This window comes from Faecalimonas umbilicata (assembly GCF_042846195.1).
Taxonomy (GTDB): Bacteria; Bacillota; Clostridia; order Lachnospirales; family Lachnospiraceae; genus Faecalimonas; species Faecalimonas umbilicata.
The window spans coordinates 678,255-705,064 of the sequence record NZ_AP031411.1 but is presented as its reverse complement, the minus strand read 5'-3'; the positions used below and the strand labels follow the sequence as shown (position 1 = coordinate 705,064).

General features: G+C 43.0%; 22 protein-coding genes and 1 pseudogene. 4 read left to right on the top strand and 19 right to left on the bottom strand.

Features of this window, described 5'->3' with window-relative positions:
• Positions 1-25: 25 nt before the first annotated feature.
• Complete coding sequence (gene uvrB, locus ACGG81_RS03480; protein ID WP_120105834.1) at positions 26-2,017, bottom strand: excinuclease ABC subunit UvrB; 1,992 nt, start codon at positions 2,015-2,017, stop codon at positions 26-28.
• Between the two features lie 246 nt (positions 2,018-2,263).
• On the opposite strand from uvrB, the gene ACGG81_RS03475 reads away from it, so the two are divergent.
• Positions 2,264-3,055: a ZIP family metal transporter gene (locus ACGG81_RS03475; RefSeq protein WP_008976529.1), complete on the top strand. Its 792-nt coding sequence runs from the start codon at positions 2,264-2,266 to the stop codon at positions 3,053-3,055.
• A 195-nt stretch (positions 3,056-3,250) separates the two neighbouring features.
• Here the strand turns inward: ACGG81_RS03475 and ACGG81_RS03470 are convergent.
• The 9 genes and pseudogenes from ACGG81_RS03470 to ACGG81_RS03430 all read right to left on the bottom strand — a co-directional run.
• Positions 3,251-3,913: pseudogene (locus tag ACGG81_RS03470) on the bottom strand (aminotransferase class I/II-fold pyridoxal phosphate-dependent enzyme); the annotation flags it as partial.
• A gap of 8 nt (positions 3,914-3,921) precedes the next feature.
• Positions 3,922-5,043 carry a sporulation integral membrane protein YtvI gene (gene ytvI, locus ACGG81_RS03465; protein WP_016439399.1) on the bottom strand — a complete coding sequence of 374 codons (1,122 nt, stop codon included), beginning with the start codon at positions 5,041-5,043 and terminating at the stop codon, positions 3,922-3,924.
• Positions 5,044-5,087: 44 nt separating this feature from the next.
• The gene (yihA, locus tag ACGG81_RS03460) at positions 5,088-5,705 is read right to left on the bottom strand and encodes a ribosome biogenesis GTP-binding protein YihA/YsxC (RefSeq protein WP_009262988.1); all 618 of its coding nucleotides are present in this window, start codon (positions 5,703-5,705) and stop codon (positions 5,088-5,090) included.
• A 17-nt stretch (positions 5,706-5,722) separates the two neighbouring features.
• A complete protein-coding gene (gene lon, locus ACGG81_RS03455; RefSeq protein WP_390109601.1) occupies positions 5,723-8,065 on the bottom strand; it encodes an endopeptidase La in 2,343 nt (780 codons plus the stop codon).
• 69 nt (positions 8,066-8,134) lie between these two features.
• The gene (clpX, locus tag ACGG81_RS03450) at positions 8,135-9,412 is read right to left on the bottom strand and encodes an ATP-dependent Clp protease ATP-binding subunit ClpX (RefSeq protein WP_009262990.1); all 1,278 of its coding nucleotides are present in this window, start codon (positions 9,410-9,412) and stop codon (positions 8,135-8,137) included.
• Positions 9,413-9,471: 59 nt separating this feature from the next.
• Positions 9,472-10,053 carry an ATP-dependent Clp endopeptidase proteolytic subunit ClpP gene (clpP, locus tag ACGG81_RS03445; protein WP_008976537.1) on the bottom strand — a complete coding sequence of 194 codons (582 nt, stop codon included), beginning with the start codon at positions 10,051-10,053 and terminating at the stop codon, positions 9,472-9,474.
• Positions 10,054-10,090: 37 nt separating this feature from the next.
• Positions 10,091-11,377, bottom strand: coding sequence for a trigger factor (tig, locus tag ACGG81_RS03440; RefSeq protein WP_009262991.1), 1,287 nt, complete (start codon positions 11,375-11,377; stop codon positions 10,091-10,093).
• Between the two features lie 142 nt (positions 11,378-11,519).
• Positions 11,520-12,191 (bottom strand): hypothetical protein, encoded by a 672-nt coding sequence (locus ACGG81_RS03435; protein WP_390109596.1) that lies wholly within the window; start codon positions 12,189-12,191, stop codon positions 11,520-11,522.
• A gap of 23 nt (positions 12,192-12,214) precedes the next feature.
• Positions 12,215-12,772 carry a DJ-1 family glyoxalase III gene (locus tag ACGG81_RS03430; RefSeq protein ID WP_016439402.1) on the bottom strand — a complete coding sequence of 186 codons (558 nt, stop codon included), beginning with the start codon at positions 12,770-12,772 and terminating at the stop codon, positions 12,215-12,217.
• Positions 12,773-12,923: 151 nt separating this feature from the next.
• On the opposite strand from ACGG81_RS03430, the gene ACGG81_RS03425 reads away from it, so the two are divergent.
• Positions 12,924-13,376: a CYTH domain-containing protein gene (locus ACGG81_RS03425; protein ID WP_008976540.1), complete on the top strand. Its 453-nt coding sequence runs from the start codon at positions 12,924-12,926 to the stop codon at positions 13,374-13,376.
• Between the two features lie 76 nt (positions 13,377-13,452).
• Here ACGG81_RS03425 and ACGG81_RS03420 read toward each other — a convergent pair whose 3' ends face one another.
• The 9 genes from ACGG81_RS03420 to ACGG81_RS03380 all read right to left on the bottom strand — a co-directional run bounded on the left by ACGG81_RS03420 (position 13,453) and on the right by ACGG81_RS03380 (position 23,623).
• Positions 13,453-14,664 (bottom strand): aspartate kinase, encoded by a 1,212-nt coding sequence (locus ACGG81_RS03420; RefSeq protein WP_016439403.1) that lies wholly within the window; start codon positions 14,662-14,664, stop codon positions 13,453-13,455.
• An 83-nt stretch (positions 14,665-14,747) separates the two neighbouring features.
• On the bottom strand, positions 14,748-15,983 hold the full coding sequence (locus ACGG81_RS03415; protein ID WP_008976543.1) for a homoserine dehydrogenase: 1,236 nt from the start codon (positions 15,981-15,983) through the stop codon (positions 14,748-14,750).
• Between the two features lie 3 nt (positions 15,984-15,986).
• Complete coding sequence (locus ACGG81_RS03410; RefSeq protein ID WP_008976544.1) at positions 15,987-16,427, bottom strand: ACT domain-containing protein; 441 nt, start codon at positions 16,425-16,427, stop codon at positions 15,987-15,989.
• 35 nt (positions 16,428-16,462) lie between these two features.
• A protein-coding gene (prfB, locus tag ACGG81_RS03405) for a peptide chain release factor 2 (RefSeq protein ID WP_147625391.1) occupies positions 16,463-17,582 on the bottom strand; the annotation gives its coding sequence in 2 pieces (ribosomal slippage) (positions 16,463-17,506 and positions 17,508-17,582; 1,119 coding nt in all).
• Between the two features lie 104 nt (positions 17,583-17,686).
• On the bottom strand, positions 17,687-20,257 hold the full coding sequence (secA, locus tag ACGG81_RS03400; RefSeq protein ID WP_009262995.1) for a preprotein translocase subunit SecA: 2,571 nt from the start codon (positions 20,255-20,257) through the stop codon (positions 17,687-17,689).
• Positions 20,258-20,521: 264 nt separating this feature from the next.
• A complete protein-coding gene (locus tag ACGG81_RS03395; protein WP_016439979.1) occupies positions 20,522-20,911 on the bottom strand; it encodes a hypothetical protein in 390 nt (129 codons plus the stop codon).
• A 102-nt stretch (positions 20,912-21,013) separates the two neighbouring features.
• Positions 21,014-21,787: a 4-hydroxy-tetrahydrodipicolinate reductase gene (dapB, locus tag ACGG81_RS03390; protein WP_009262997.1), complete on the bottom strand. Its 774-nt coding sequence runs from the start codon at positions 21,785-21,787 to the stop codon at positions 21,014-21,016.
• 182 nt (positions 21,788-21,969) lie between these two features.
• On the bottom strand, positions 21,970-22,860 hold the full coding sequence (gene dapA, locus ACGG81_RS03385) for a 4-hydroxy-tetrahydrodipicolinate synthase (protein ID WP_009262998.1): 891 nt from the start codon (positions 22,858-22,860) through the stop codon (positions 21,970-21,972).
• A gap of 115 nt (positions 22,861-22,975) precedes the next feature.
• Entirely contained in the window at positions 22,976-23,623 is a 648-nt protein-coding gene (locus ACGG81_RS03380) for a single-stranded DNA-binding protein (protein WP_120105848.1), read from the bottom strand.
• Positions 23,624-23,884: 261 nt separating this feature from the next.
• Between ACGG81_RS03380 and typA the strand changes: the two genes are divergently transcribed.
• Positions 23,885-25,708, top strand: coding sequence for a translational GTPase TypA (typA, locus tag ACGG81_RS03375; protein ID WP_008976551.1), 1,824 nt, complete (start codon positions 23,885-23,887; stop codon positions 25,706-25,708).
• Positions 25,708-26,607: a phosphatase PAP2 family protein gene (locus tag ACGG81_RS03370; RefSeq protein ID WP_120105850.1), complete on the top strand. Its 900-nt coding sequence runs from the start codon at positions 25,708-25,710 to the stop codon at positions 26,605-26,607. The genes typA and ACGG81_RS03370 overlap by 1 nt, the downstream gene beginning before the upstream one ends.
• Positions 26,608-26,810 lie beyond the last annotated feature (203 nt).

The window sequence follows — 26,810 nt, the reverse complement described above, 5'->3', positions numbered from 1 at the left end:
TTCTTACCTCTTCTTTTCTTTGTCCTTATGATTCCTCTATCTCCAACAGCTTTTTCTTAAATTCTATCAGCTGATCTCTTAGTTCTGCTGCCACCTCAAAATTCAGTTCTGCTGCGGCTTTTTTCATCTTCTTATTAATATCCTTAATTGCAGCCTGTAATTCCTTTTCACTCATAGATTCCGGATCTTTTTCTAGCTTCATCTCCTCGGAAGACACCTTTTTTGAAATACTGATCAGATCCCGTACGGATTTGTGTATTGTCTTCGGCGTAATTCCATGCTTCTCATTGTATTCCATCTGTACCTGACGTCTTCGCTTTGTCTCTTCAATGGCAGCCTTCATAGAATCTGTCATCGTATCCGCGTACATGATCACATGACCCTCTGCATTCCTTGCAGCTCGACCAATCGTCTGGATCAGCGATGTCTCCGAACGAAGGAATCCTTCCTTGTCTGCATCGAGAATCGCAACAAGTGTGATTTCCGGAATATCCAACCCTTCTCGCAAAAGATTGATTCCCACAAGAACATCGAACACATCCATACGCATATCGCGAATGATCTCTGTCCGCTCCAAAGTGTCGATATCCGAATGAAGGTATTTCACCCGGATTCCAAGTTCTCGCATATAATCCGTAAGATCCTCTGCCATACGCTTCGTCAGCGTTGTGATCAGCACCTTATTTTTCTTCGCAATCTCTTTATTCACTTCGCCAACAAGATCGTCTATCTGCCCTTCCACCGGACGTACTTCCACCTCCGGATCAAGAAGTCCTGTCGGACGGATTACCTGCTCTGCCCGCAGAAGTTCATTGCGTTCCTCATACTCTCCCGGCGTAGCAGAGACAAACAGCATTTGATTGACCTTACTTTCAAATTCTTCAAAATTCAGCGGTCGGTTATCCAACGCCGAAGGAAGCCTAAACCCATAGTCCACCAAAGTCTTCTTGCGGGAGCGGTCCCCCGCATACATTCCCCCAATCTGCGGAATTGTCTTATGTGACTCATCGATCATAATGATGAAATCATCCGGAAAATAATCAATCAATGTGTGTGGCGCTTCTCCCGGTTTTAATCCCGTCAGGTGTCTGGAATAATTCTCAATTCCCGAACAGAACCCAGTTTCTCTCATCATCTCGATATCAAAATTCGTCCGTTCTGCGATTCTCTGTGCCTCCAGCAGCTTGTCCTCACTCTTAAAGTACCGAACCTGCTCCTCCAGTTCTTCCTCGATTGCCTTCGTTGCCCGGTCAATGCTCTCCTTCGATACGACGTAGTGTGATGCCGGAAAAATTGCAACATGGCTCAGTTCGCTCTTAATCTCTCCTGTCAGAAGATCAATCTCCGTGATCCGTTCAATCTCATCTCCAAAAAACTCTGCTCGGATTGCATAATCTTCCGAGATTGCCGGAAAGATTTCCAGTACATCGCCTCTTACACGGAAGGTTCCACGCTTAAAATCCATATCATTTCTATCGTATTGAATCTCAATCAACTTTGCAATGACCTCATCTCGGTCCTTGATCATACCTGGCCTCAGCGAGATCACCATCTCCTGATAATCAATCGGTGAACCCAGTCCATAGATGCAAGATACACTCGCCACAATAATCACATCTCTTCGCTCCGACAGTGCAGCTGTCGCAGAGTGTCGAAGCTTATCAATCTCATCATTGATGGCAGAATCCTTTGCAATGTAGGTATCCGAAGATGGGACATAGGCTTCTGGTTGGTAGTAGTCATAGTAGGATACAAAATATTCTACCGCATTATTAGGAAAGAACTCTTTAAATTCGCCGTATAACTGAGCAGCCAAAGTTTTATTGTGGGCGATAATTAATGTTGGTTTGTTTAATTGTTGAATGACATTCGCCATTGTGAATGTCTTCCCCGAACCGGTAACTCCAAGAAGCGTCTGGCATTGGTTTCCTTCCTGAAAACCTTTGACAAGCTGCTCGATGGCTTGTGGCTGGTCACCGGTTGGGGCATATTCTGATACTAACTCAAAGTGCTCCATTATTTCTCCTTTATGTTCTCACCGTCATTCAAATTTTTCGAATAACCGGATTCTTCGTAATACTATTATCTTCTTTCTTTTACGCTATTATATCAGAATATAAAATAAAAGTACAGAAGAAATCGAATGTTTGTTCTGTTTCTTCTTTTTCCATTGCCATTGACATTTTTCACACTTCACAATATGATAACAATATAATTTTTCCATTAAACATTTCATTTTTATCAAAAAGTACAAGGAGGTTCTATGTTAGATTTTAATACAATTGCAGGGGTTTCCATCCCATTTGTCGGAACTACCCTCGGCGCAGCTATGGTGTTTTTTATGAAAGACAAAATCCATCCTCTTTTGCAGAAGGCTTTGCTCGGATTTTCTTCCGGGGTAATGATGGCCGCATCCGTCTGGTCTCTGCTGATTCCCGCAATGGATCTGTCTACCGAAAGAGGCATGGGAAAGTTCAGCTTCCTCCCAGCAATATCCGGTCTTCTGATCGGCATCTTGCTCCTGCTTCTCTTTGACCGCCTGATTCCACATCTACACCTCAATCAAACGCAACCGGAAGGACCAAAGAGCAGTCTTCAAAAAACAACTATGATGATTCTTGCAGTCGCAATCCACAATCTGCCGGAAGGGATGGCAGTCGGTGCCGTATTTGCCGGACTGAAAAATGCCGGTACAGAGGTAACTCTTGCCTCTGCTTTTGCTCTCTCTGTCGGGATTGCAATTCAGAATTTCCCAGAAGGGGCAATCATCTCCATGCCACTGAAATCAGAAGGGATCAGCCGCAGAAAATCATTTCTCTACGGTACGCTTTCCGGTCTGGTGGAACCGTTTGGGGCAATCGCAGTAATCCTGCTCTCCGATTTTCTGATTCCACTCCTTCCATACCTGCTAAGTTTTGCGGCAGGAGCTATGATTTATGTAATCGTAGAAGAGATCATCCCTGAGGCAAGTGAAGGAACACATTCCAACATTGCCACAATCGGATTTGCAGTCGGCTTCTGTGTCATGATGATTCTGGATGTAGCACTCGGTTAACTTTTCCCTTTATTTTAGAAACACTCCTATAACAAAAGGACCGCACCTATCTGGGTTCCTCATTTCCCCCTGATAGGTCGCAGTCCTGTTCTTTCAAATCGAATATTCTGTCACAGATCCATATCCCAATTTCCTCTACGGTCGCATTTTTCTTCTGAAAACTAGCAGGAAATCTAAACTTTCACCGCTTCTACCTTAACAAAATACATACTCTGCAAGTCTGTCAAATGCCTCTTTTACCCGGCTAAATGGAAGTGCCACATTCATACGAATTGCACATGGACCGTGGAATGCACGCCCATCCTGCCAGACAACACCTACTTCATATCCTTTGGCCTGCACTTCATCGATCGTAGTTCCATGTTCCTTGCACCACTCCGTACAATCTAAAAACAGCATATACGTTCCCTGCGGTCTTGACACTTTTACCCCAGGGAAATGTGCTTCAATAAAATCACATGCGTATGTTACATTTTCACCAAGCACCTCGCGAAGCTCATCTGTCCACTCTGCACCCTCTTCACAATAAGCTCCCATCAGCGCATACATCGATAAGAGGTTGATCGAATTGTAATGGCATAAGGAAGATTCTTTTTCCACACGCTCGCGGATATATTTGTTATAGATAATATGGTAACTTCCTACCATTCCCGCAAGATTAAATGTCTTAGAGGGAGCATACTGAGCTACTGTACGATTTTTCGCGTCTTCAGATACAGACTGTGTCGGAATATGCTGATTTCCATGGAGAACAAGATCAGACCAGATTTCATCGGAAATCACATAGACGTCATTCTCTTTATAAATCTCCATCGCCTTTTCTAATTCCCATCTTTCCCAGACACGTCCGGTCGGATTGGTTTCCCTTAAGGCTCTCTGAGCTTTTGAATCCCTTTGAGCAATATTTTCACATCATCTAAAATATAATCAAAGGCTCCTGCTTTGTACATATTAATAACGATCATTCCTGCCGGAACTGCCAGTATCATGCCAAATACACTTCCCATCTTGTAACCAACATAAAGCAGAACCAATGTCACAAGCGGCGTCAGTCCCATGCTATCTGCCACAAGCTTAGGCTGAATCAGCTGTCTTACAAGCTGTGTGGTAGCATATAAAATAATCAGACCGATTGCAAGTTTATAGTCCCCTGTCAGAAACTCGAATACAGCCCACGGTATCATTGCTGTCCCGGTTCCAAAAAATGGAAGAAAATCAAGCAGTGCAATCAAAATTGCACAGAGTAACACATACTTGACTTTTAGGAATGCCAGGCCCAAACTCAAGATCAGTGCAACAACGATCATAATCTTAAACTGCGCTTTAAAATATCCCCCCACTGCACATTTAAAATTGTCCACAACCATCGTCATTTTTTTCTGAACTGCACTTGGAGCGATCTTCTTGCTCCACACAATGATCTCGTCACGTTCCGCAATAAAAATGTAAGCAGAAATGACCGTCACGATTACTGCAATCAAAATAGATGGAAGACGCTTTGCAAAGTTTCCTGCTGCAGTCACTGTCGGCTCGCTGATCCCCGTGATCAAATCTGCCATTCCCTGATCCATATTGTTGACCATCTCATCCCAGCCCACCTGCAGTTCTGCTGGCAACAAATGAAAAATCCCCTGGAATTCTCTTCCTATCTGTCGAAAATCTTCCTCGAACTGCTGATACATCTCCGGAAAATTGTCAATAAAAATTTTGATTTCCGTAAACGCCTTGCTGAATCCAAAGTAAAGTCCTGTCACGATCAGACCGAGCACCATTACAATAATGATCGCTGATCCCAGCTTTCTTACGATCTTCAACCGCTTTTCCAGCCATCGCACGACCGGATTGGCAATCATTGCGATTACCCATCCAATCACGAATGGCATAAAATACCTCATCAGTTGAAATCCTACCACCACAAACACGACTGTTCCAATCAGACTGACCAAAAGACTTGCCGCCACTTTCCAGTAAGGTCTTCTGTCTTCCATATGCTCCACCTCTTTTTTATGAATCAGTAAGCTTTCTTTGCTTCTTAGTTTTCAGTTTCCTGTAATGTCTCTTCGTCATTTAGAAATTCTCGCTCGACCAGGTCCCAAATCTCATCTCTTCCCTGTTTTGTCTCCGAAGAGAATGGAATAACTGTCGTTCCCGGCACAAGCTGCAGACCTTCTTTTATCATTTTAACATGTTTTTGCACCTGGCTGCGCTTGATTTTATCTAATTTTGTCGCAATAATAATCGGATTATATCCTTGATCCACGATCCACTGATACATCATCTTATCATTGGCTGATGGTTCATGCCGGATGTCGATCAGAAGAAACACTGCCCGTAACTGTTTTGATGTATGCAGATATTTTTCAATCAATTTTCCCCACTGGATTTTCTCTTTCTCCGACACTTTTGCATATCCATATCCCGGGAGATCCACAAGGTACATCTCTTCATTGATATTATAAAAATTAATTGTCTGCGTCTTTCCTGGTGTGGCTGAAATTCTTGCATAGGATTTGCGGTTCATCAGCGCATTGATCAACGAAGATTTCCCCACATTTGATTTCCCTGCAAACGCAATCTCCGGCTTATCATTTTCCGGCAGCTTACTTGTGATCCCGCAGACAGTCTCTAAATTAATATTTCTGATAATCATAATTTTTCCTTTCCTTCCTATTCCGGAACAAATGCATGTTCTAACACTTCTTCCATTTGTTCTACCGGAATGATTTCCAGTCCTTTTGTAATCTCTGCTGAAAGTTCTTCCACATCTCTTTTGTTCCTTGCTGGGATCAGCACCTTCTTGATCCCGGCATTCTTGGCCGCCAACAATTTTTCTTTCAGACCTCCAATCGGAAGCACTCTTCCACGCAGTGTGATCTCTCCTGTCATCGCAACATCTGCACGCACTTTTCGATTCAGAATTGCCGAAAAGATTGCCGTCGCCATCGTGATTCCGGCAGATGGTCCGTCTTTTGGAACAGCCCCCTCCGGAATATGTACATGGAAATCATGTTTTTCAAAATAATCTGCCTCAATTCCATATTTTTCACTGATCGAGCGAATATAGCTGATCCCGGCCATCGCCGACTCTTTCATGACATCCCCAAGCTGTCCGGTTAAAAGTAATTCCCCTTTTCCCGGCATCAGATTCACTTCAATCTGAAGTGTATCCCCTCCGACACTTGTCCATGCCAGCCCGCGCACAATTCCGACTTCGTCTGTTTCATTTGCCATCTCATACGTGAAGATTTCTTTTCCAAGATACTTTTCAATATTCTTCTCCGTCACCCGGATTTTCTTTCTGTCCTTCTCAAGAATCTCTTTTGCAGATTTCCTGCAAATAGCCCCAATCTTTCGCTCCAATTGGCGCACCCCTGCTTCTTTCGTGTAAGAACGGATCATCTTTCCTACGGCATTCTTACTGATCTGAAGTTGTTCCTCGGATAATCCATGACGTTCCAATTGTTTCGGAATCAAGTGTCTGTCTGCAATATGCTCTTTTTCATTTTCTGTGTAACTGCTAATCTCAATGATCTCCATACGGTCTAACAGCGGTCTCGGAATAGTTTGGAGTGAATTTGCAGTTGTGACAAACAATACTTCCGAAAGATCCACTGGAACTTCAAGATAATGATCCCGGAACTTATAATTCTGCTCACTGTCAAGCACTTCCAAAAGTGCTGAGAAAGTATCCCCCTTATAGTCGGAACTTGCTTTGTCTATCTCATCTAACAGCATCAACGGATTTTTGACTCCTGCTGTCTTCAACCCATTTGCAATTCTTCCTGGCATTGCACCGACATACGTCTTCCTATGTCCCCGGATTTCCGCCTCATCTTTGACGCCGCCGAGCGAAATTCTCACATATGGTTTGTGGAGAGCTTTTGCAAGCGACCGTGCAATGGAAGTTTTTCCAGTTCCCGGAGGTCCTACCAGACACAGAATCGGTGTGTTCCCTTTCTGTGTGAGTGTACGGACTGCAAGATATTCCAACACACGCTCTTTGACTTCCTCCAATCCATAATGTTCTTTTTCCAGAACCTCTTTTGCGTAGCTTAAGTCATAACTTTCTTCTTTCTTCTTATCCCACGGCATCTCCAGCATAGTCTCAATATAAGTTCGGATGACCGAGGTCTCTGCCGCACTTCCCATAGAATTTTTAAAACGCTTGATTTCTTTCATCAGCTTCTCTTTGACTTCTTTGGATGCTGCCATTTTCTTTGTCGCAGCCTCGAATTCTTCAGCATCACTCATTGTCGTATCATCACCGAGTTCTTCCCGGATCAGCTTTAACTGTTCTCTTAAAATATACTCTCTCTGGTGCTTATCGACACGCTCTTTGACTTTGACCTGAAGTTCTTCCTTAATATTCATAATCTGAAGTTCATTGACCAACTTAAAACTAAGCAGCTCGTAAAGTTTCCATGGATCTCCTTCATTCAATAGTTCCTGAAGTTCCCGATAAGGAAGCGGAATATTTGCACAAATCTGTCTGATCAGCTTTTTGGGATCGTCAATATCAAGAATCTGTGCAACGGTCTCTTTGCTGACTTTCGGACTTTTCACCCCTAATTCTGCAAACATTTCTTTCAGATTTCTCACAAGTGCTTCGGTCTGCGGATCCTGTTCCTGGATTCCTTCCTCCTCTGGCAACTCTTTTTTTTCTTCACGCTCTACTTCCACAAGCGCCCTCATGTATGGCTCCCCGCACTCAATATTGCGAAGCATTGCCCGCTCTTCTCCTACTACAAGAATCCTCAAAATCTTTTTCGGAAGCTTGATCACTTGCTTGATTGTACCAATCGTCCCGATCTCAAACAATTCTTTTTGCTGTGGCTCTTCGGTTTCCACTTCCCGCTGTGTCACTAAAAATATTCTCTGATCTCCCACCATCGCTTCCTGCACGGCTTCGATCGATTTTTTCCTGCTGATATCAAAATGTACGACCATCTCTGGAAGGATCGTCATGCCGCGAAGCGGAATCATCGGCAGGCTTTCCAGTATTTTCTCCATATTTCCTCCAAATGTTATCTATTATAAAACAGGACAGGAGAATCCGCTTCCCCCGTCCCTTTCTCTTTTCTATGCACTTTCTGATGCCACTTTCTCCCTCTTTGGAAGAAGTACACGCTCATATCCATATTCTGGATCTTCCAGTCCTTTTACTACATTTTCTGTAATTCTGCATGTCTTGATCTTATCATCTGATGGCACTTTAAACATTGTGTCCATCATGACATTTTCCAGAATTGCACGAAGGCCTCTCGCACCAGTCTTTCTAGAAAGAGAAATCTTCGCAATCTCTTTCAGTGCATCTTCATCAAATTGAAGATCTACACCATCAAGTTCTAGCAACTTCTGATACTGTTTGACGATCGCACTCTTTGGCTCCGTCAAAATGCGGATCAGCGCATCTTCGTCAAGCTGTTCTAAAGTTACCGTCACCGGAACTCGCCCTACAAGTTCTGGAATCAATCCAAATTTCACAAGATCCTGCGGAAGCACCTGACTTAACAGCTTGTCTTTATCATGCTCATTGGCACCTGTCATCTTAGAATTGAACCCGATTGATTTCTTATCCACACGAGACTCTATGATCTTCTCAATGCCCTCAAAAGCTCCTCCGCAAATAAACAGAATATTTGTCGTATCGATTGGGATCAGTTCTTGGTGAGGATGTTTTCTTCCTCCCTGTGGCGGAACAGAGGCAACCGTTCCCTCAAGGATTTTTAAGAGCGCCTGCTGCACTCCCTCACCTGATACGTCTCTTGTAATCGATGGATTTTCTGATTTTCTCGTGATCTTATCAATCTCATCGATATAGATAATTCCATACTCTGCGCGCTCAATATCTCCATCTGCCGCCTGAATGATCTTCAGAAGAATGTTTTCCACATCTTCTCCTACATATCCTGCTTCTGTCAACGCAGTCGCATCTGCGATCGCAAACGGTACATTCAGAATCTTTGCAAGCGTCTGTGCGAGAAATGTCTTTCCACACCCGGTTGGTCCTAACATCAGAATATTACTCTTCTGCAGCTCCACTCCCAGGTCTTTCTCTGCCATAATTCTTTTGTAATGATTGTACACGGAAACTGCTAACACTTTTTTTGCTTCGTCCTGTCCGATTACATAATCATCTAAAAATGCTTTGATCTCTTCCGGCTTTAACAGATTGATTCCGCTAAATTTACTCTCGTCCTCGTAAGCAAATTCTTCTTCTATAATTTCTGCACATACATCAATACACTCGTCACAGATATATGCCCCGTTCGGGCCTGCAATCAGCTTACGCACCTGCGCCTGTGTCTTGTTGCAGAACGAACATCTTATCAGATCATCGCTCATTTTTCCTGCCATATGCTCACCTCATTTTTACACGGAAAGGGGATGCCCACCCGGAACAACCCCTCCTTAGTCTAATGCTTAATAATTACTTCGTCAATCAGTCCATATGCCTTTGCTTCCTCAGCAGACATATAGTTATCTCTCTCTGTGTCTACTTCGATCACAGATAAATCCTGACCAGTATTTTCTGCTAAAATTTTATTTAATTTTGTGCGGGTCTTTAAGATATGGTCAGCTACGATCTTAATATCTGTTGCCTGTCCCTGTGCACCGCCTGACGGCTGGTGGATCATGATCTCCGCATTCGGAAGAGCATATCTTTTTCCTTTTGCTCCTCCGGCTAATAAGAAGGCTCCCATACTTGCCGCCATACCAATACATGTTGTCGATACGTCACATTTGATAAACTGCATTGTATCATAGATTGCCATTCCTGCCGTTACCGAGCCACCCGGACTGTTGATGTAAAGATGGATGTCTTTCTCTGGATCCTCTGCCTCTAAAAATAATAACTGGGCAACGATCACACTTGCAGACACATCGTTTACTTCTTCTCCGAGAAAAATAATTCTGTCTTTTAATAGTCTTGAATAAATGTCGTAAGAGCGTTCTCCACGGCTTGTTTGTTCAATGACATAAGGTACTAAGCTCATGTATATCCCTCCTATTTTTTTGCAATGCCAAAATGAATTAAGCTTCTACTGCCGATTCTACTAAGAATGTAACAGCTTCCTGAACTGCCATATCAGCTTTCATCTGTTTCTTCTCAGCTTCTCCCATGAATTCTTTCAGTTTTTCTACTTCCATCTTGTAAGCTTCTGCCATTTTAGCTAATTCTTCATCTAATTTTTCATCGCTGATCTCAATGTTCTCAGCTTTTGCGATTGCTTCCAGAACTAATCTTGTCTCAATACGTTTTACAGCCTGTGGACGAAGTTCTTCGAGCATCTTCTCTGCTGTCATTCCTGTGAACTGGAAGTACTGTTCCATAGTAAGTCCTTGCTGCATGATTCTCTGTGAGAAATCATTTGCCATCTGTCTTACCTCAGTGTCGATCATCGCATCCGGAATCTCCATTGTAGCGTTTGCAACTGCTTTTTCTACTGCCTGATCTTCTTTCTTTCTTCTTCCTTCTGTGTTCTTTCTCTCTTTGATCTTTGCTTTCACATCTGCTTTGTAAGCGTCTAATGTATCAAATTCAGAAACCTCTGCTGCGAATTCATCATCTAATTCCGGAAGTTCTTTTGCTTTGATCTCGTGTACTGTACACTTGAACACTGCCGGTTTTCCTGCTAATTCTTCTGCATGATATTCTTCTGGGAATGTCACATTTACTTCTACTTCTTTTTCTTTTTCAGCACCTACTAACTGCTCTTCAAATCCTGGGATGAAAGATCCTGATCCGATTGTTAACGGATAGTTTTCTCCTTTTCCACCTTCAAATGCAACACCATCAACAAATCCTTCGAAGTCTAATACAACTTCATCTCCGTCCTGTACTGCACGGTCTTCTACTTCAATTGTTCTTGCATTCTTTTCCTGTTCTTTTTTGATCTCTTCTTCAACTTCTTTTGCAGTTACTCTGTTAGAAACTTTGTCTACTTCAAGACCTTTGTACTCACCGAGAGTTACTTCCGGTTTTACTGCAACTTCTGCTGTGAAAATAAATGGTTTTCCTTTTTCTAACTGAACTACTTCTACTTTTGGCTGAGAAACAATCTCTAATCCACTTTCATCATAAGCATTGGAATATGCTTCCGGAATGAGTGCGTTTGCAGCATCATCATAGAAAATCTCTGCTCCATACATTTTCTCGATCATCTGACGCGGAACTTTTCCTTTACGGAATCCTGGTACGCTGATTTTATTTTTCTGTTTTAAGTATGCACCCTGGATTGCTTTTTCTAATTCTTCAGCGGACACTTCGATTGTAAGCTTCGCCATGTTCTTTTCTAAATTTTCTACTTGTAAACTCATTTACAGTTTCCTCCTTATATATGGTAACTTTTGTTTTTCACTTCGTATAATTACTCCTACTCAGAGTCACTAAAAAATTATAGCATAAAGTATCTGAAATTACTAGTGTGTATTTCAAATTATTTTGCATTTCCCTGCCAGGTCATTTCACTTCATCAAGTCTGAGTATTGCTGTAAGAAAGTTTGAAAAGCTTTCTTCTTCAACTGCAAATCCCTTTTTCTCCTTATTGCTGATCGTCAACACTACCGTTTCTTTTTTGCCATTTTGCGCTCCCTCGAAACTCTCTTCTAAGAGCGTATAGGAATATTCTAAAAACTCGCTTTGCATTTGGGTCTTGATTTCTTCCTCAGTACCTTTATACTCACCATTTTCTGCCTTCTGGATCATTTCATCTGCAGGATGTTTTAATTTTTCTGAAAAAGTCACAAATATATCCGTCGGATAAATATACACATTCACATCATAAGTATTCTTATCCTTCTTTTCGACTTTCGCCGTTTCATACTTCAGACTTTTAAAAATTTCGGAACACAATGCCGTATATTTTTCTGTCAATTCTTCTCCCATCGACACATCCTTTGTGATATATCCCGCAACAAACGTCTGCACTTCTTTCTCGTACTGTGCGGTCAGTTCTTCTTCTGACATCTCCTCGGTAAGTCTGGCAATTGCTTTTGTATCCCCCGAAAGCCGCTGCTTTAAAACTGCCTCCGTATAGGCTTCTGCATCAAATCCTTTCAATACTCCACAGCCGACCAAACTCATGCCGAGCAGCAGACAAAAACATATCATGATCCTTTTCTGTTTCCGCATAGATACCTCATTTCCATTTTGTTTTATTCCTGCGCAGAATATACGATAGTCTCTCTGACTTTCTCTTCCTGTTCTCTGCCAAACAATACTTCTGTCAACCTCAACGCAAAATCAATTGCAGTGCCCAGCCCTCTTCCGGTAATGATGTTTCCCGACTGTACTACCTTCTCCTCCCGGCAGACAGCCTTGCACATGTCTTTTTCCATCCCCGGATAGCAGGTTGCCTCTTTTCCTTCCAACAGCCCCATATCCGCAAGCACGGTAGGAGCCGCGCAGATTGCAGCCACAACCTTTTCTTTGGCTGCCCTTTTTACAACACTTCTTACTCCTTCATGTGCTTTCAAATGGAGTGTTCCCGGCATGCCTCCCGGAAGAATCACCACATCTGCCTCCTCATAAGTCTTTTCTCCAAACACTTCATCTGCCTGCACGCAAATTTGATGAGAACCTGCCACATACTTCTTGCCGCTGACTGATACCATACGAACAACGGCTCCCGCCCTGCGCAGTACATCCACAACTGCCAGTGCTTCCACTTCTTCAAATCCTTCTGCAAGAAAGATCACAGCTTCTTTTTTCATATCAACCTTTCCTTTCCCTACGTATTTTTTCCATGACTGCTTTACATTTTCATTTATCTGTACTATGATACCGAAGAGTATTTTGAACTGTTATTTTAAACAACCGACACAAATTTGTCGCTGTATGTAAAAATCACTGGAGGTATTTTTTATGGAAATCGAACGTAAATATCTGATCCACACAATCCCTTTCGATCTGTCTTCCTTTCCCTTTCGCACGATTGAACAGGGCTATCTCTGCACAAACCCCGTCGTGCGTATCCGAAAGGATAACGACCGCTATGAACTCACCTACAAATCCCGCGGCATGATGATCCGAGAAGAACACAATCTTCCTCTGACCGCTGAAGGCTACGAACATCTTAAGACAAAGATTGACGGAATCTGCATCGAAAAAACTCGCTATATGATTCCGCTCTCCGACTCGCTTACCATCGAACTGGATATTTTTTCCGGCAAGCTCTCCGGACTCCAAATTGCAGAAGTTGAATTTGCAGATGCAATGTCCGCTGAACATTTCACTCCGCCTGACTGGTTTGGCGAAGATGTAACGTTCTGTCCACAATATCACAACAGCGCTCTGAGTCAGATGAAACTGCTCTGATCTTAGCAAAATCTTTTTGCAAATACACAAGAGAGGGTCCTACTTCACCCTCTCTTTTTTGTTTTCCCTCTCGTTCTTACACATCTCCAAGTCCAAACCCATCATGGACTGCCTGCATTGCCTTGTCAATTTCCTTCTCATCGATCAGAACCGTAATACGTATTTCTGAAGTAGAGATCATGTTGATATTGATTCCATTGTTGTAGAGCGATTCAAATAACTTTGCCGCAACCCCCGGATTGCTCATCATACCCGCTCCCACGATTGATATTTTTGCAACAGTATCCTCCCACTTGATCTCCCGGATTGTCATTGGCTCCTGATATTCCTCCAGGATTGCCAGTGCCGGCTTTAGATCTTCCTGAGAAACAGTAAAAGAAATGTCCTTTGTCCCTTCCCGTCCGACAGACTGAAGGATGATGTCCACATTGATATTATTTTTTGCCAACGTGTGGAAGATCTTAAATGCCACTCCCGGTTGGTCACTGACTCCAAGTACTGAAATTCGTGCTGTATTCTTATCCCCTGCTACCCCACTGATCAACATTTTCTCCATCTTCGCTACCTCCTTCACAGTCGTTCCTTCTTCTAAATTCATGCTAGATCTGACTACCAGCTGTACGCCATATTTTTTTGCCATCTCCACAGAGCGATTATGAAGCACTTTCGCCCCCGAAGTTGCTAATTCCAGCATTTCATCATAGGTAATCTCTTTTAATTTTCTCGCATTTTTTACAACACGCGGATCTGCTGTGTATACTCCATCTACATCTGTATAAATCTCACACGCATCTGCGCGCAATGCCGCTGCAAGCGCCACTGCAGTTGTATCCGAACCACCTCTTCCAAGTGTTGTATAATCATCATATTTATTGACTCCCTGAAAGCCGGTGACAATGACAATCTTCCGAGAATCCAATTCGTGTCTGATCCGTTCTGAATCAATTCGCTTAAATCTTGCATTTCCATATCTAGAGGTGGAATGCATCATAACCTGATACGCATTCAGAGAAACTGCCGGCACTCCGAGTGCGTGCATTGCCATCGCCATCAATGATACAGAAACCTGTTCTCCTGTCGTCAGAAGCATATCCAGCTCTCTCTTTGGTGCATTCGGATTGATGTCAGCAGCTTTTGCAAGCAGTTCATCAGTCGTATCTCCCATTGCGGACAGTACAACTACAACATCATTTCCCTTCTTATATTCTTCTATACATCGCTCTGCGACCCGAAAGATCCGCTCCTTGTTCGCAACGGAACTGCCGCCAAATTTTTTCACTATCAGCATATCACTTTTCTGTCCGCTTTCTATTTTACACGAACAGACTCTCCTTTCTCCTTGTTCTCGTACCAGACATTCCGAAGAATCTTTTACTCTTTGGACCCGCTCTGCTCCTGCATGCGGATCATACGGATAATATTCGGAAATTTTGCCGCACACTCCTCATATGCCCGCTCCGTCATGCGCCCTGTGAGAAATCCAAACTCTTCCTCCACATCCGGAAGCATCACAATCTGAACCGGTCCGAAAATACTCTCGATATAAGTCTTCATCGCCTCCGCATTTCCTGTGATCCGCACAAAAAATCTTCGGATTGTATCGCCTTTATCCTGAAGTTTTAGCTTATCACTCTTCCACATGGTCATAACATTGCGGTTCAGATTCTTTGCTTCCTCCACAACATCTGCCACAACTGCACTCGCGGTCGGAAGTTTTCCCGCGCCACTTCCATAAAACATCGCATCCCCAAGTACATTTCCATGTACAAAAATCGCATTAAATACTCCATTGACTCCAAAAAGAGGATGGGTATTCTCAAGAAGACATGGTGCCACGATCGCGCTTAAGCATTCGCCGCTTCTTCTACTGCTCGCAAGCAGCTTAATCGTCATCTGCATCTGCTTTGCGTACTCCATATCCCTCTCTGTGATTTCTGTGATCCCTTCTGTGTAAATATCCTCAAAATCAACTTGATGTCCCGAGATCAGAGAGGATAGGATTGCAATCTTACGACATGCATCATAACCTTCTACATCTGCTTCCGGATTCTTCTCTGCATATCCGTTTTCCTGCGCCTGCCGGAGCACTTCTTCGTACCCTGCTCCTTCATAGAACATCTTCGTCAGCATATAGTTTGTTGTTCCATTTAAGATCCCTGTAATCTCTTCAATCTCATCTGCGGTCATAGAAGAATTGAGCGGGCGGATAATCGGGATTCCTCCTCCCACACTTGCCTCAAATAAAAAATTGATCTGCTTTTCTTTTGCGATTGATAAAAGTTCTGCTCCGTGCTTTGCTACAAGCGCCTTGTTCGATGTCGCCACACTCTTTCCAGCGAGAAGCGAGCGCTTCACAAAAGTATATGCAGGCTCAATCCCTCCCATAACTTCTACAACGATTTTAACATCCTCATCCCGGATGATTTCCTCAAAATTATGGACCAGTATGTTCTGTACCGGATCTCCCGGAAAGTCTCTGAGATCCAGCACATATTTTACCCGGATTTCTTCTCCGACTCTCTGGCTGATACACTCTCTGTTTGTGTCGAGCACTTCTACTACCCCGGAGCCTACTGTTCCATATCCTAATACTGCAATATTTATCATAGTCTACTCCCTGCCTACAATTTTCAGATAATGGACGCCTTCATTTTCTTCCATCTCGTCCACCATCTCCGATATATTTCCTGTTGTCGATAAAATTTCTATACTAAGTGTCAATGTTGCAATTCCGTTGATCGGAATACTCTGATGAATAGTCAGGATATTCGCACGATACTTTGCCGCCTCTCTGAGAAGTTCTGCTAAAAGTCCCGGTGTATCATCCATCTGAATGACCATCGTCACTGTCTGCCCTTTTTCATTTTCATGAAACGGAAATATATCGTCTTTGTATTTGTAGAAAGAGCTTCTGCTGATTCCGATTCGCTCTGTCGCTTCCTGAATGGTCAGCCCCCGCTCAGCAGCAAGAAGCCTTTTTACTTCTACGACTTTTAAAAGTACTTCCGGAACAGCCTTTTTCTTTAATACATAATACTTTGTCTTATCCATAACGTTCCACTCTCCTTGTCTGGATCACCAGACTTTTATTTTTCTTCCTTTTTTGCATTTCGCATCTTTAGATAAGCATTGATAAACGGATCCAGATTCCCATCCAGCACACTTGTAACGTTTCCGCTTTCCTCATTCGTTCTGTGATCCTTCACAAGCGTATAAGGCTGCATCACATAGGAACGGATCTGGTTTCCAAACCCGATCTCCTTTACTTCACCCCGGATTCCCGATACTTTTTCTGCCTGTTCTTGTTCCTTCAGCAGATAAAGCTTCGCCTTTAACATCTGCATTGCCTTTTCCTTATTGCTGTGCTGGGAACGCTCATTCTGGCATTGTACCACGATCCCGGTTGGCAGGTGTGTCAGACGAATCGCGGATGATGTTTTATTGACATGCTGTCCGCCGGCGCCGCTCGCCCGGTAAGTATCAATTTTCAATTCATCTTCATTAATCTCAATATCAATGTCATCTTCGAGATCCGGCACCACATCACATGAGGCAAACGAAGTCTGTCTTTTATTTGCTGAATTAAACGGAGAAATCCGTACCAGCCTGTGCACTCCTTTTTCTGACTGCAAATATCCATATGCATTCTCTCCATTGACCTCAAAGGTTACTGTCTTGATCCCTGTAATATCCCCGTCAAGATAATCGAGCACTTCTGTTGTAAATCCTTTGCTCTCAATCCAGCGATTGTACATTCGGTACAGCATATTCACCCAGTCACAAGCCTCTGTACCGCCCGCTCCCGCATGTAAGGTAACAATTGCATTATCCTTATCATACTCTTCTGACAGAAGCGTCTCGATCCGCAGTTCTTCATATGTGCTCTCGATCTGCTTTAACTCTGTATCGATCTCTTTGATCATACTCTCATCGTTTTCCTCGTATGCCATATCAATCAAAATCTGAATATCCTCATACTGCCGGTACAGTTCCTCAGTTCTTTTCACCGAATCTTGCAGGCTTTTCAGTTCTTTCATCACTTTTTGAGAATGTTCTGCGTCATCCCAAAAGTCTGCCTCTCCGATTTTTCTTTCTAATTCCTCGATTCTCTGCTTCTTCCCTTCCGGGTCAAAGTGAATCCCTCAGTTCTTTCAGCGGTGCCTCATATGTATTTAAAATACTCTTAATCTCATCCAATGCTACCACCTTGATCACCTCTTTCCAATTTTCAAAATTTTTATCTAAAAATCTGTAAAAAGAAATTTCTCCCGCGAAGGCAGATATCTGCCCGCAGAGAAATTTCCTTTCTTTTATGCTTTACGACCACAGCACTGTTTATACTTTTTGCCGCTTCCACACGGACAAGGATCATTCGGATATACTTTCTTCTCCTCCCGCTTCATCGGCGTATGTGCTGCACTTTCATCTTTATTTGTTCCAGTCACTTTTGCAACCTGTTCACGTTCTACTTTCTGTTCAATTCTTACGTTAAAGAGGAGACGTACTGTATCTTTTGCAATTGCCGCTGTCATCTCTCCAAACATATCGTAACCCATCATCTTATACTCTACAAGTGGATCTCTCTGTCCATACGCCTGAAGCCCGATTCCCTGTCGCAGCTGATCCATATCGTCAATGTGATCCATCCATTTTGCGTCGATAACCTTCAGAAGAATCACACGTTCAATCTCTCTTAAATGCTCCGGCTCCGGAAATTCTGCTTCCTTCTCCTCATAAGCTTTTACGGCACGCTCTTTCAAAAGATGCTTTAATTCTTTCTGGTTCATACCTTTGACATCTTCGATTGTCGGAATCTTGATCGGGAGTGTTGCATGCAGGTTGACATCCAGCTCGGTCAGATCCCATTCTTCGTAATCTACATCCGGAGAAATGCAGGAATCCACAACATTTTCCACGTATTCCGTGATCATATGATAAATAGAATCTCTCATACTTTCTCCGTCAAGTACTCTTCTTCGCTCTTCGTAAATGATCTCTCTTTGTTCATTCATAACTTGATCGTACTCAAGTAAGTTCTTACGGATTCCAAAGTTATTATTCTCAATCTTCTTCTGAGCCTTCTCAATCGCACTGGACAACATCTTATGTTCAATCTGCTCTCCATCCTCCACACCGAGTGTGTTAAAGACATTCATCAGTCGTTCCGAACCAAAGAGTCTCATCAGATCATCTTCCAGCGAAATGTAGAATCTGGATTCTCCCGGATCTCCCTGTCGTCCAGAACGTCCACGCAGCTGATTATCGATACGTCTTGATTCATGCCGCTCTGTACCGATGATCTTCAGTCCTCCTGCTTCTCTCGCCGCATCGTCCAGCTTAATATCAGTACCACGACCGGCCATATTCGTAGCGATAGTTACAGCGCCATGCACACCTGCATCTGCTACGATTTCCGCCTCTTTCTCGTGGAATTTGGCATTTAACACCTTATGTTGGATTCCTCTCTTCTTCAGCATCTTACTGAGAAGTTCTGATGTCTCAATCGTGATCGTACCGACAAGAACTGGCTGACCTTTGGCATGTGCCTCGATAATCTCCTCGATCACCGCTTCAAATTTTTCTTTCTTTGTCTTATATACCGCATCGTTTAAATCAACTCTCTGCACCGGTCTGTTCGTCGGAATCTCAACAACATCCATACCGTAAATATCGCGGAATTCTTTCTCTTCTGTCAACGCAGTACCTGTCATACCGCTCTTTTTCTCAAACTTATTAAACAAGTTCTGGAAGGTGATTGTTGCCAGCGTCTTACTTTCCCGTCTTACTTTTACATGTTCTTTTGCCTCAATGGCCTGATGGAGTCCATCGGAATAACGTCTTCCCGGCATAATACGTCCGGTGAACTCATCAACGATCATTACCTCTCCGTCAGAAGTCACAACATAATCCTGATCTTTAAACATTAAGTTGTGCGCACGCAAAGCAAGAATAATGTTATGCTGAATCTCTAGATTCTCCGCATCTGCAAGGTTCTCAATGTTGAAGAACTTCTCTACCTTCTTCACACCTTCTTCTGTCAGGTTGACATTCTTTTCTTTCTCATTGACGATGAAATCACCTGTCTCCTCGATTTCCTCTCCCATGATCGCGTTGATCTTGGAAAATTCACCGCTTGCCTCTCCTTTTACAAGCTGTCTTGCAAGAATGTCACAGGCATCATAAAGCTTTGTAGACTTTCCGCTCTGTCCGGAAATGATCAACGGTGTTCTCGCCTCATCAATCAATACCGAGTCAACCTCATCGATAACCGCAAAATGCAGTCCTCTCTGCACAAGCTGCTCTTTATAGATGACCATGTTATCTCTCAGATAATCAAATCCCAATTCATTGTTGGTCACATAAGTAATGTCACAGTTATATGCCTCTCTTCGCTCATCATTATCCATCGAGTTAAGTACAACCCCGACTTTCAGTCCTAAAAATTCATGCACCTGCCCCATCCACTCTGCATCACGCTTTGCCAGATAGTCATTGACTGTTACAATATGAACTCCCTTTCCAGTCAAAGCATTCAAATATGCAGGAAGTGTAGAAACCAATGTTTTACCTTCTCCGGTACGCATCTCCGCGATTCTTCCCTGGTGAAGAATGATTCCACCAATCAGCTGTACTCTGTAATGCTTAATATGTAAGGTACGGGAAGCTGCTTCTCTTACGACTGCAAATGCTTCCGGTAAAATATCATCTAATGTCTCGCCCTCTTCCAGACGTTTCTTAAACTCCGCTGTTTTCCCTTTCAGTTCTGTATCGGATAATTGCTGCATTTCTTCATCCATCGCCTCAATTCTGTCAACGATCGGATAAATACGCTTCAATTCATTCTCACTGTGCGTCCCAAATATCTTCTCTAATAAACCCATGACCTACTCCTTAATTTATCCAAATTTACTCTGTTTCTTATTTTAACACTATCCTTTCGCTTCTTCAACAAGTTTATCAACTGTTCATAAACTCTTCCCATCTTCTTTACACCTTTGTTAAATTTTTTCCACAAAGCATTCTGTTCTCCCGCAAAATATCCCCATTCTTTTTTGAGTTTTCATCATTTTTCTGCCATCTCTGCAAGAATGCCCCACGGCATACAGCCGCAGGGCGTCCAAAATCAAAAAAATATACAGTTTCTGCTATCTTGCCGTGTTCGTTTGTCCGGTATTGTCCGTCGCACCGTTCATTGTATCCGCATTTCCGCCATCCTTGTTATCGTCTATACGTTTTTCCGTACGTCCGTCATTCTGGTCTGTTCCGTCAAGGACATCTTCTACTCCGTCTTTGACATCTCTTGCTCCATCTTCCACGGCATCCCCTACATCTTCAAGCACTCCGTCACGCGGCGCCTCTCCATCTGTATTTGTTTCTTCCCGCTTTCTTTCACTGTCATTTTTCTTCTCTTCATTTGTTCCCGTTGCAGTATTATCATCTGCCACATTATCTTTGTTTCCCCTTGCACACGCTGTCATGCACAAAAGAACACTCACACACAAAATACTGAGTATCATTTTCTTTGCTCTCTTCATCTGGCTATCTTCCTTTCCTGAAATGTAGTAAGAATTGCTTCTCGCCAATATTGTCTGCATTCCCTGCCATTCTATACATTCGGAAAGTAATGGTAATTTTTTCTATTGATTTTCAGAAGAAGATTCAATCACATCACTCATGTCATAAAGTCCGGCTTGTTTCCCTGCAAGGTATTTTGCCGCTTCCACAGCACCTTTTCCAAAGACTGCTTTCGAGTATGCCGTATGCTTAAATTCAATCACTTCATCTGCTCCGGCGAAAATCACTTCGTGTTCTCCTACAATCGTTCCGCCGCGCACTGCCGAGATTCCGATTTCTTTCTTTTCTCTTTTTTTGCGTTCTTTGCTTCTGTCGTAAACGTATTCATACGCATTTCCAAGCGCTTCATTTACGCTGTCCGCCAGTGCAAGCGCTGTCCCGCTTGGGGCATCTACTTTCAGATTATGGTGCTTTTCCACCAGTTCAATATCAAATCCTGCCGGAGCAAGAATTTTGGCAGCATCCTGAAGAAGCTTTAACAGCATATTGATTCCCAGCGACATATTTGCCGATTTCAGCACTGCTGTCTTTTCAGAAACACACTGTACCTGTGCAAGCTGCTCTTCAGACAATCCAGTAGTACAAAGTACCACCGGAAGCTTTTTCTCTCCACAGTAAGAAAGCAGTCCGTCCACTGCAAGTGCATTGGAGAAATCAATCACGACATCTGCCTCCACATCACAGTCCGCAATATCCGTAAAAACCGGATATTCATTTTTCACACCTGTATATTTATCAATTCCTGCAACAATCTCAATCCCATCATCTTCCTTTACAAGATTGGAAATTACCTGCCCCATTTTCCCATTACATCCGTGCATAATTGCTTTTACCATCATCTTCTCCTCCATTTTCTTATGTTTTACAGCCCTCACAGCGAATGTGCGAGGTTTTGCGATACAATTGACAAAAGGGGCTGCCACAGAATGACTGTCCGGACAGAATGCAGTTCTTTTCTTCCTACAATACTACATTCTTCCGACAGCTTCCATCCTATGGCAGCTCCTCTATGCTTTCTCTATGCGAGCTGAATTCCAAACGCTCTCATTGCCTGTGCCAATTTCTGTGCATTTGCTTCTTCCATCTCTGTCAGCGGCATCCGCAGTCCACCGGCTTCCATTCCCATCAAAGAAACTGCCTTCTTAACAGGGATCGGGTTAACTTCACTGAACAGTGCATTGATCAGCGGAATCGCTTTTAATTGAAGTTCTCTGCTTCCTGCAATATCTCCTGCAAAGAATTTTGCACAGATCTCATGCGTCTCTCTTGGAGCCACATTGGATAATACAGAGATAACTCCCTTTCCTCCCAGAGCCAAAATCGGAACGATCTGATCATCATTTCCAGAATACAGATCGATATCTCCCTGTGTCAGCTGCATGATCTTTGCCACCTGTGAAATATTACCGGAGGCTTCTTTCACGCCCACAATGTTATCGACTTCTTTTACCAACGCCGCAACTGTCGCCGGTTCAATATTACACCCGGTACGGCTTGCCACACTGTACATGATGATCGGCGCATCTGCTTCTCTTGCGATTGCCTTATAATGTTCGATCAACCCTTTCTGCGTCGCTTTATTGTAATACGGAGTTACAACAAGGAGTCCGTCTGCTCCTGCTTTTGCAGCCTCTCTGGACAGCTCTACCGCTGTTGCAGTACAGTTTGATCCCGTCCCTGCAATCACCGGAATCCTTCCTGCAGTAAAATCAATCGTGCGTTTAATACACTCCAGATGTTCTTCCTCCGTCATTGTCGCAGATTCCCCTGTTGTTCCGCAGATTACGATACTGTCTGTTCCATTCTCACAATGATAATCCACCAGCTTCTTTAACTGATCATAATTAATACTTCCATCTTCATGAAACGGCGTTATGATCGCTACTCCTGCTCCTGTAAAAATTGCCATATTTATCCTCCTAAACATCAGTTTTACTTTGATTTTTTTCATTTCATCAGCGATTTCTTGTCTGAAATTTTATCATCATTTTTTTCTAATGTCAATGGAGCCACAGCTATTCCTACTACTCTTCTTCACTTATTTCAGCACCGATACATTCCAGCTTGCTGACTGACACTTCGTATGCCACACGTTTTTCTGTCTCTGTCTCAGACAATTTTTTCACATATTCTCTGCTTTGGATCCTTCCTAAAATCTGCACATGTTCTCCCACTGCAAATCCGGAAGCATATCTTGCATTTCTTCCCCAACAGATACATGGTATGTAGTCAGATTTCCCATATGGTCTGTTCACTGCAAGCAGAAGATCTGCAATTTCTCTCCCAAGAGGGGTTTTGCGGTAAACAGGTGCTTTACAGATGTATCCATCTAAAAGAATATTATTTGTCTTCGCCCCATCAAGTTCCTCATCCACAAATGCTACCTCCCGAACAAACACGGAAAGTACAAGATGATTCTTATGTTCCTCGTGTCTGTTATACGACCGGAACTGTCCACTTGCCATGATAAATTCCCCTGTATAATCTTTGGTCACATCTATCAGACGCTCGGAAATCATAAGTGGAATCCGATCTTCAGAATTGCTAAGTCTCTTAACGAGGACATCTACCATATAGAATCCTTCTCCAAATACTTCATGACTAAATGTGAATCTGGATGCCACCTCTCCCATAATTGTTACCTGGTTGTTTTCAATAATCTTATCGGACATAATTTATCTCTCTCCTCTTTGCTGTATTTTTTTGTCTTTATTATTTTATTCTATGATAACGGATTTATAACCATCCGATTGGACATTCCCCGGACTTTTCATCGACAGAAATCGACCGCAAGATATGCTTCCCTCAATTTTTCTGTGTTCTTTCCATATTATGTGTTTTTTTAAAAAGGACTTGTAATCTATTGCCAATGTGGTAAACTGTATGAGTTATTAGTGCTTATTCATGGATTTATAATAGAAAGAAGGTTATTTATGAAAACAAAAAGAGAAGATATCCGAAACATCGCAATCATCGCCCATGTTGACCACGGAAAAACAACACTGGTCGACCAGCTTTTAAAACAAAGTGGTGTATTTCGTGCCAACCAGGAAGTGGCAGAACGCGTCATGGATTCTAACGACATTGAAAGAGAACGTGGAATCACGATTCTCTCAAAAAATACTGCCGTATACTATAAGGATACAAAGATCAACATTATCGACACACCAGGACACGCTGATTTCGGCGGTGAAGTAGAACGTGTACTGAAAATGGTAAATGGGGTTGTTCTTGTTGTAGATGCTTTCGAAGGTGCAATGCCACAGACAAAATTCGTTCTGAAAAAAGCGCTCGAGCTTGACCTTCCGGTCATTGTCTGCATCAATAAGATTGACCGCCCGGAAGCACGCCCAGACGAAGTAATCGATGAAATCTTAGAACTTTTCATGGATCTTGACGCATCTGACGAGCAGCTTGACTGTCCATTTGTCTATGCATCTGCCAAGGCTGGTCATGCAATCCTTGATCTGACAGACAATCCTGAAAACATGATCCCGCTCTTTGAGACGATCATCGATTACATTCCTGCACCGGAAGGCGACCCGGATGCAGATACACAGGTACTGATCAGCACGATCGACTACAATGAATATGTTGGACGAATCGGTGTCGGAAAAGTCGACAATGGTACGATTGCCGTCAATCAGGAAGTCATGCTTGTCAATGCCCATGAGCCGGACAAACAGAAACGTGTAAAGATCAGTAAATTGTATGAATTTGACGGACTGAATAAAGTAGAAGTAAAAGAAGCAACGATTGGTTCTATCGTGGCAATTTCCGGAATCGCAGACATCCATATCGGAGACACTTTATGTTCCCCGGAAAATCCGGTTGCAATTCCTTTCCAGAAAATTTCCGAACCGACAATCGCTATGCAGTTTATTGTAAATGACAGCCCGTTTGCAGGACAGGAGGGAAAATATGTTACCTCCCGACATTTGCGAGACCGTCTGTTCCGTGAGCTGAATACCGATGTCAGTCTGCGCGTAGAGGAATCAGAAAATACAGACAGCTTCAAAGTATCTGGCCGCGGTGAACTCCACCTTTCCGTTCTGATTGAAAATATGCGCCGGGAAGGATATGAATTTGCAGTCAGCAAGGCAGAAGTCCTTTACAAAGAAGATGAAAACGGTAAGCTGTTAGAGCCGATTGAAACGGCCTACATCGATGTCCCAGATGAATTTACCGGAACTGTCATCGACAAATTAAGCCAACGAAAAGGAGAACTTCAGAATATGGGTGTGTCTAACGGTGGCTATACTCGGCTCGAATTTTCAATCCCTGCAAGAGGACTGATCGGCTACCGCGGAGAGTTTATGACAGATACAAAAGGAAACGGAATCTTAAATACTGCCTTTGACGGCTATGCACCATACAAAGGAGATATTCAGTACCGTAAGCAAGGTTCTCTCATTGCCTTTGAAACTGGTGAATCTGTCACTTACGGATTGTATAGCGCACAGGAACGCGGAACGTTATTCATCGGCGCCGGCGAGAAAGTCTACGCCGGAATGGTCATCGGACAGAATGGAAAGGCAGAGGATATCGAGCTGAATGTCTGCAAGACAAAGCATCTTACCAATACTCGCTCTTCAGGAGCAGACGATGCCTTGAAACTGACAACTCCTAGAACACTGAGTCTCGAGGAGGCACTGGACTTCATCGACACAGACGAACTTTTGGAAGTAACTCCAGAGACATTGCGCATCCGCAAAAAAATATTAGATTCAAAGATGAGAAAACGAGGAAATAAATAATGGACTTCTTACACGTTCTGGCAGAACTGCGCACTCCTTTCGGGGAACATTTTTTTCAGTTTGTCACTTATTTTGGGCAGGAAGTCATCATCATAGCGGTTATCTGCACACTCTACTGGTGTGTGGATAAGCGCTTTGCTTATCAGCTGGGATTTACTTACTTTCTTGCCGGTCTGTGTGTACAGACATTAAAGATCACGTTCCGGATCCCACGGCCCTGGATATTAGATCCAAGCTTTTCTCCAGTGGAAAGCGCCGTACCTGCTGCGACCGGATACTCCTTTCCAAGTGGACATACCCAGGGTGGTACTTGCCTGTTCGCTCCATTCATGTTCAAAAGCAAACGCTTGCTTTCTAAGCTCCTGTTTGCCTTTATGTTTTTACTGATTGGATTTTCCCGCATGTATCTCGGGGTACACACACCGAAAGATGTAGTTGTATCTATGGCAGTTTCACTTTGTATTTCCTTTGCCGTGTATAAAGCAAGCGATTTCCTTCTGGATTCCACGCGATACAGAAGGCTGATTCTTCTGTCACTCCTGCTCCTTTCTTCTGCTGTCAGTATCTATGCCTTATTCCTACTTTCCCATGGGGATATCTCACTTCACTACGCATCTGACTGTTGCAAAGCATCTGCTGCAGGGATTGGATTCGGTGTCGGCTGGTATCTTGAAAATCGCTATGTGAATTTTTCCGTCAAAGGATCGATCCCGTTTCAGATTGGAAAACTCATTATCGGTCTTCTCGTCGCCGTTTCCTTCAAAATCGGGATAGAATTTCTGTTCGGCGACTCCCTTCCGGCAGATATGTTCACTTACTTTCTTTTAGTTCTATGGGTAATCTTCCTCTATCCATGGATTCTAAAAAAATTTCATCGATCATCTTCCACTCAAAACTAATTTACTTCAGGTGTCCAAATGGACACCTGATTTCTTTTCTGCGAACACTATCCATAAAACCTTTCTTTTGTCAGTCTTTTATTATTTTTTTATATTTTTATCAAATATTTTATTGCTCTTCGCGGAATTTTGATGTATAATACAAACATACTACAAATAACTCATTTTTATTTCTATTATTTGTAGAATATACCGAAAAGGGG

Coding starts and splice junctions, on each gene's coding strand:
- uvrB (WP_120105834.1), bottom strand. CDS start 2,017: ATGGAGCACTTTGAGTTAGTATCAGAATATGCCCCAACCGGTGACCAG.
- ACGG81_RS03475 (WP_008976529.1), top strand. CDS start 2,264: ATGTTAGATTTTAATACAATTGCAGGGGTTTCCATCCCATTTGTCGGA.
- ytvI (WP_016439399.1), bottom strand. CDS start 5,043: ATGGAAGACAGAAGACCTTACTGGAAAGTGGCGGCAAGTCTTTTGGTC.
- yihA (WP_009262988.1), bottom strand. CDS start 5,705: ATGATTATCAGAAATATTAATTTAGAGACTGTCTGCGGGATCACAAGT.
- lon (WP_390109601.1), bottom strand. CDS start 8,065: ATGGAGAAAATACTGGAAAGCCTGCCGATGATTCCGCTTCGCGGCATG.
- clpX (WP_009262990.1), bottom strand. CDS start 9,412: ATGGCAGGAAAAATGAGCGATGATCTGATAAGATGTTCGTTCTGCAAC.
- clpP (WP_008976537.1), bottom strand. CDS start 10,053: ATGAGCTTAGTACCTTATGTCATTGAACAAACAAGCCGTGGAGAACGC.
- tig (WP_009262991.1), bottom strand. CDS start 11,377: ATGAGTTTACAAGTAGAAAATTTAGAAAAGAACATGGCGAAGCTTACA.
- ACGG81_RS03435 (WP_390109596.1), bottom strand. CDS start 12,191: ATGCGGAAACAGAAAAGGATCATGATATGTTTTTGTCTGCTGCTCGGC.
- ACGG81_RS03430 (WP_016439402.1), bottom strand. CDS start 12,772: ATGAAAAAAGAAGCTGTGATCTTTCTTGCAGAAGGATTTGAAGAAGTG.
- ACGG81_RS03425 (WP_008976540.1), top strand. CDS start 12,924: ATGGAAATCGAACGTAAATATCTGATCCACACAATCCCTTTCGATCTG.
- ACGG81_RS03420 (WP_016439403.1), bottom strand. CDS start 14,664: ATGCTGATAGTGAAAAAATTTGGCGGCAGTTCCGTTGCGAACAAGGAG.
- ACGG81_RS03415 (WP_008976543.1), bottom strand. CDS start 15,983: ATGATAAATATTGCAGTATTAGGATATGGAACAGTAGGCTCCGGGGTA.
- ACGG81_RS03410 (WP_008976544.1), bottom strand. CDS start 16,427: ATGGATAAGACAAAGTATTATGTATTAAAGAAAAAGGCTGTTCCGGAA.
- secA (WP_009262995.1), bottom strand. CDS start 20,257: ATGGGTTTATTAGAGAAGATATTTGGGACGCACAGTGAGAATGAATTG.
- ACGG81_RS03395 (WP_016439979.1), bottom strand. CDS start 20,911: ATGAAGAGAGCAAAGAAAATGATACTCAGTATTTTGTGTGTGAGTGTT.
- dapB (WP_009262997.1), bottom strand. CDS start 21,787: ATGGTAAAAGCAATTATGCACGGATGTAATGGGAAAATGGGGCAGGTA.
- dapA (WP_009262998.1), bottom strand. CDS start 22,860: ATGGCAATTTTTACAGGAGCAGGAGTAGCGATCATAACGCCGTTTCAT.
- ACGG81_RS03380 (WP_120105848.1), bottom strand. CDS start 23,623: ATGTCCGATAAGATTATTGAAAACAACCAGGTAACAATTATGGGAGAG.
- typA (WP_008976551.1), top strand. CDS start 23,885: ATGAAAACAAAAAGAGAAGATATCCGAAACATCGCAATCATCGCCCAT.
- ACGG81_RS03370 (WP_120105850.1), top strand. CDS start 25,708: ATGGACTTCTTACACGTTCTGGCAGAACTGCGCACTCCTTTCGGGGAA.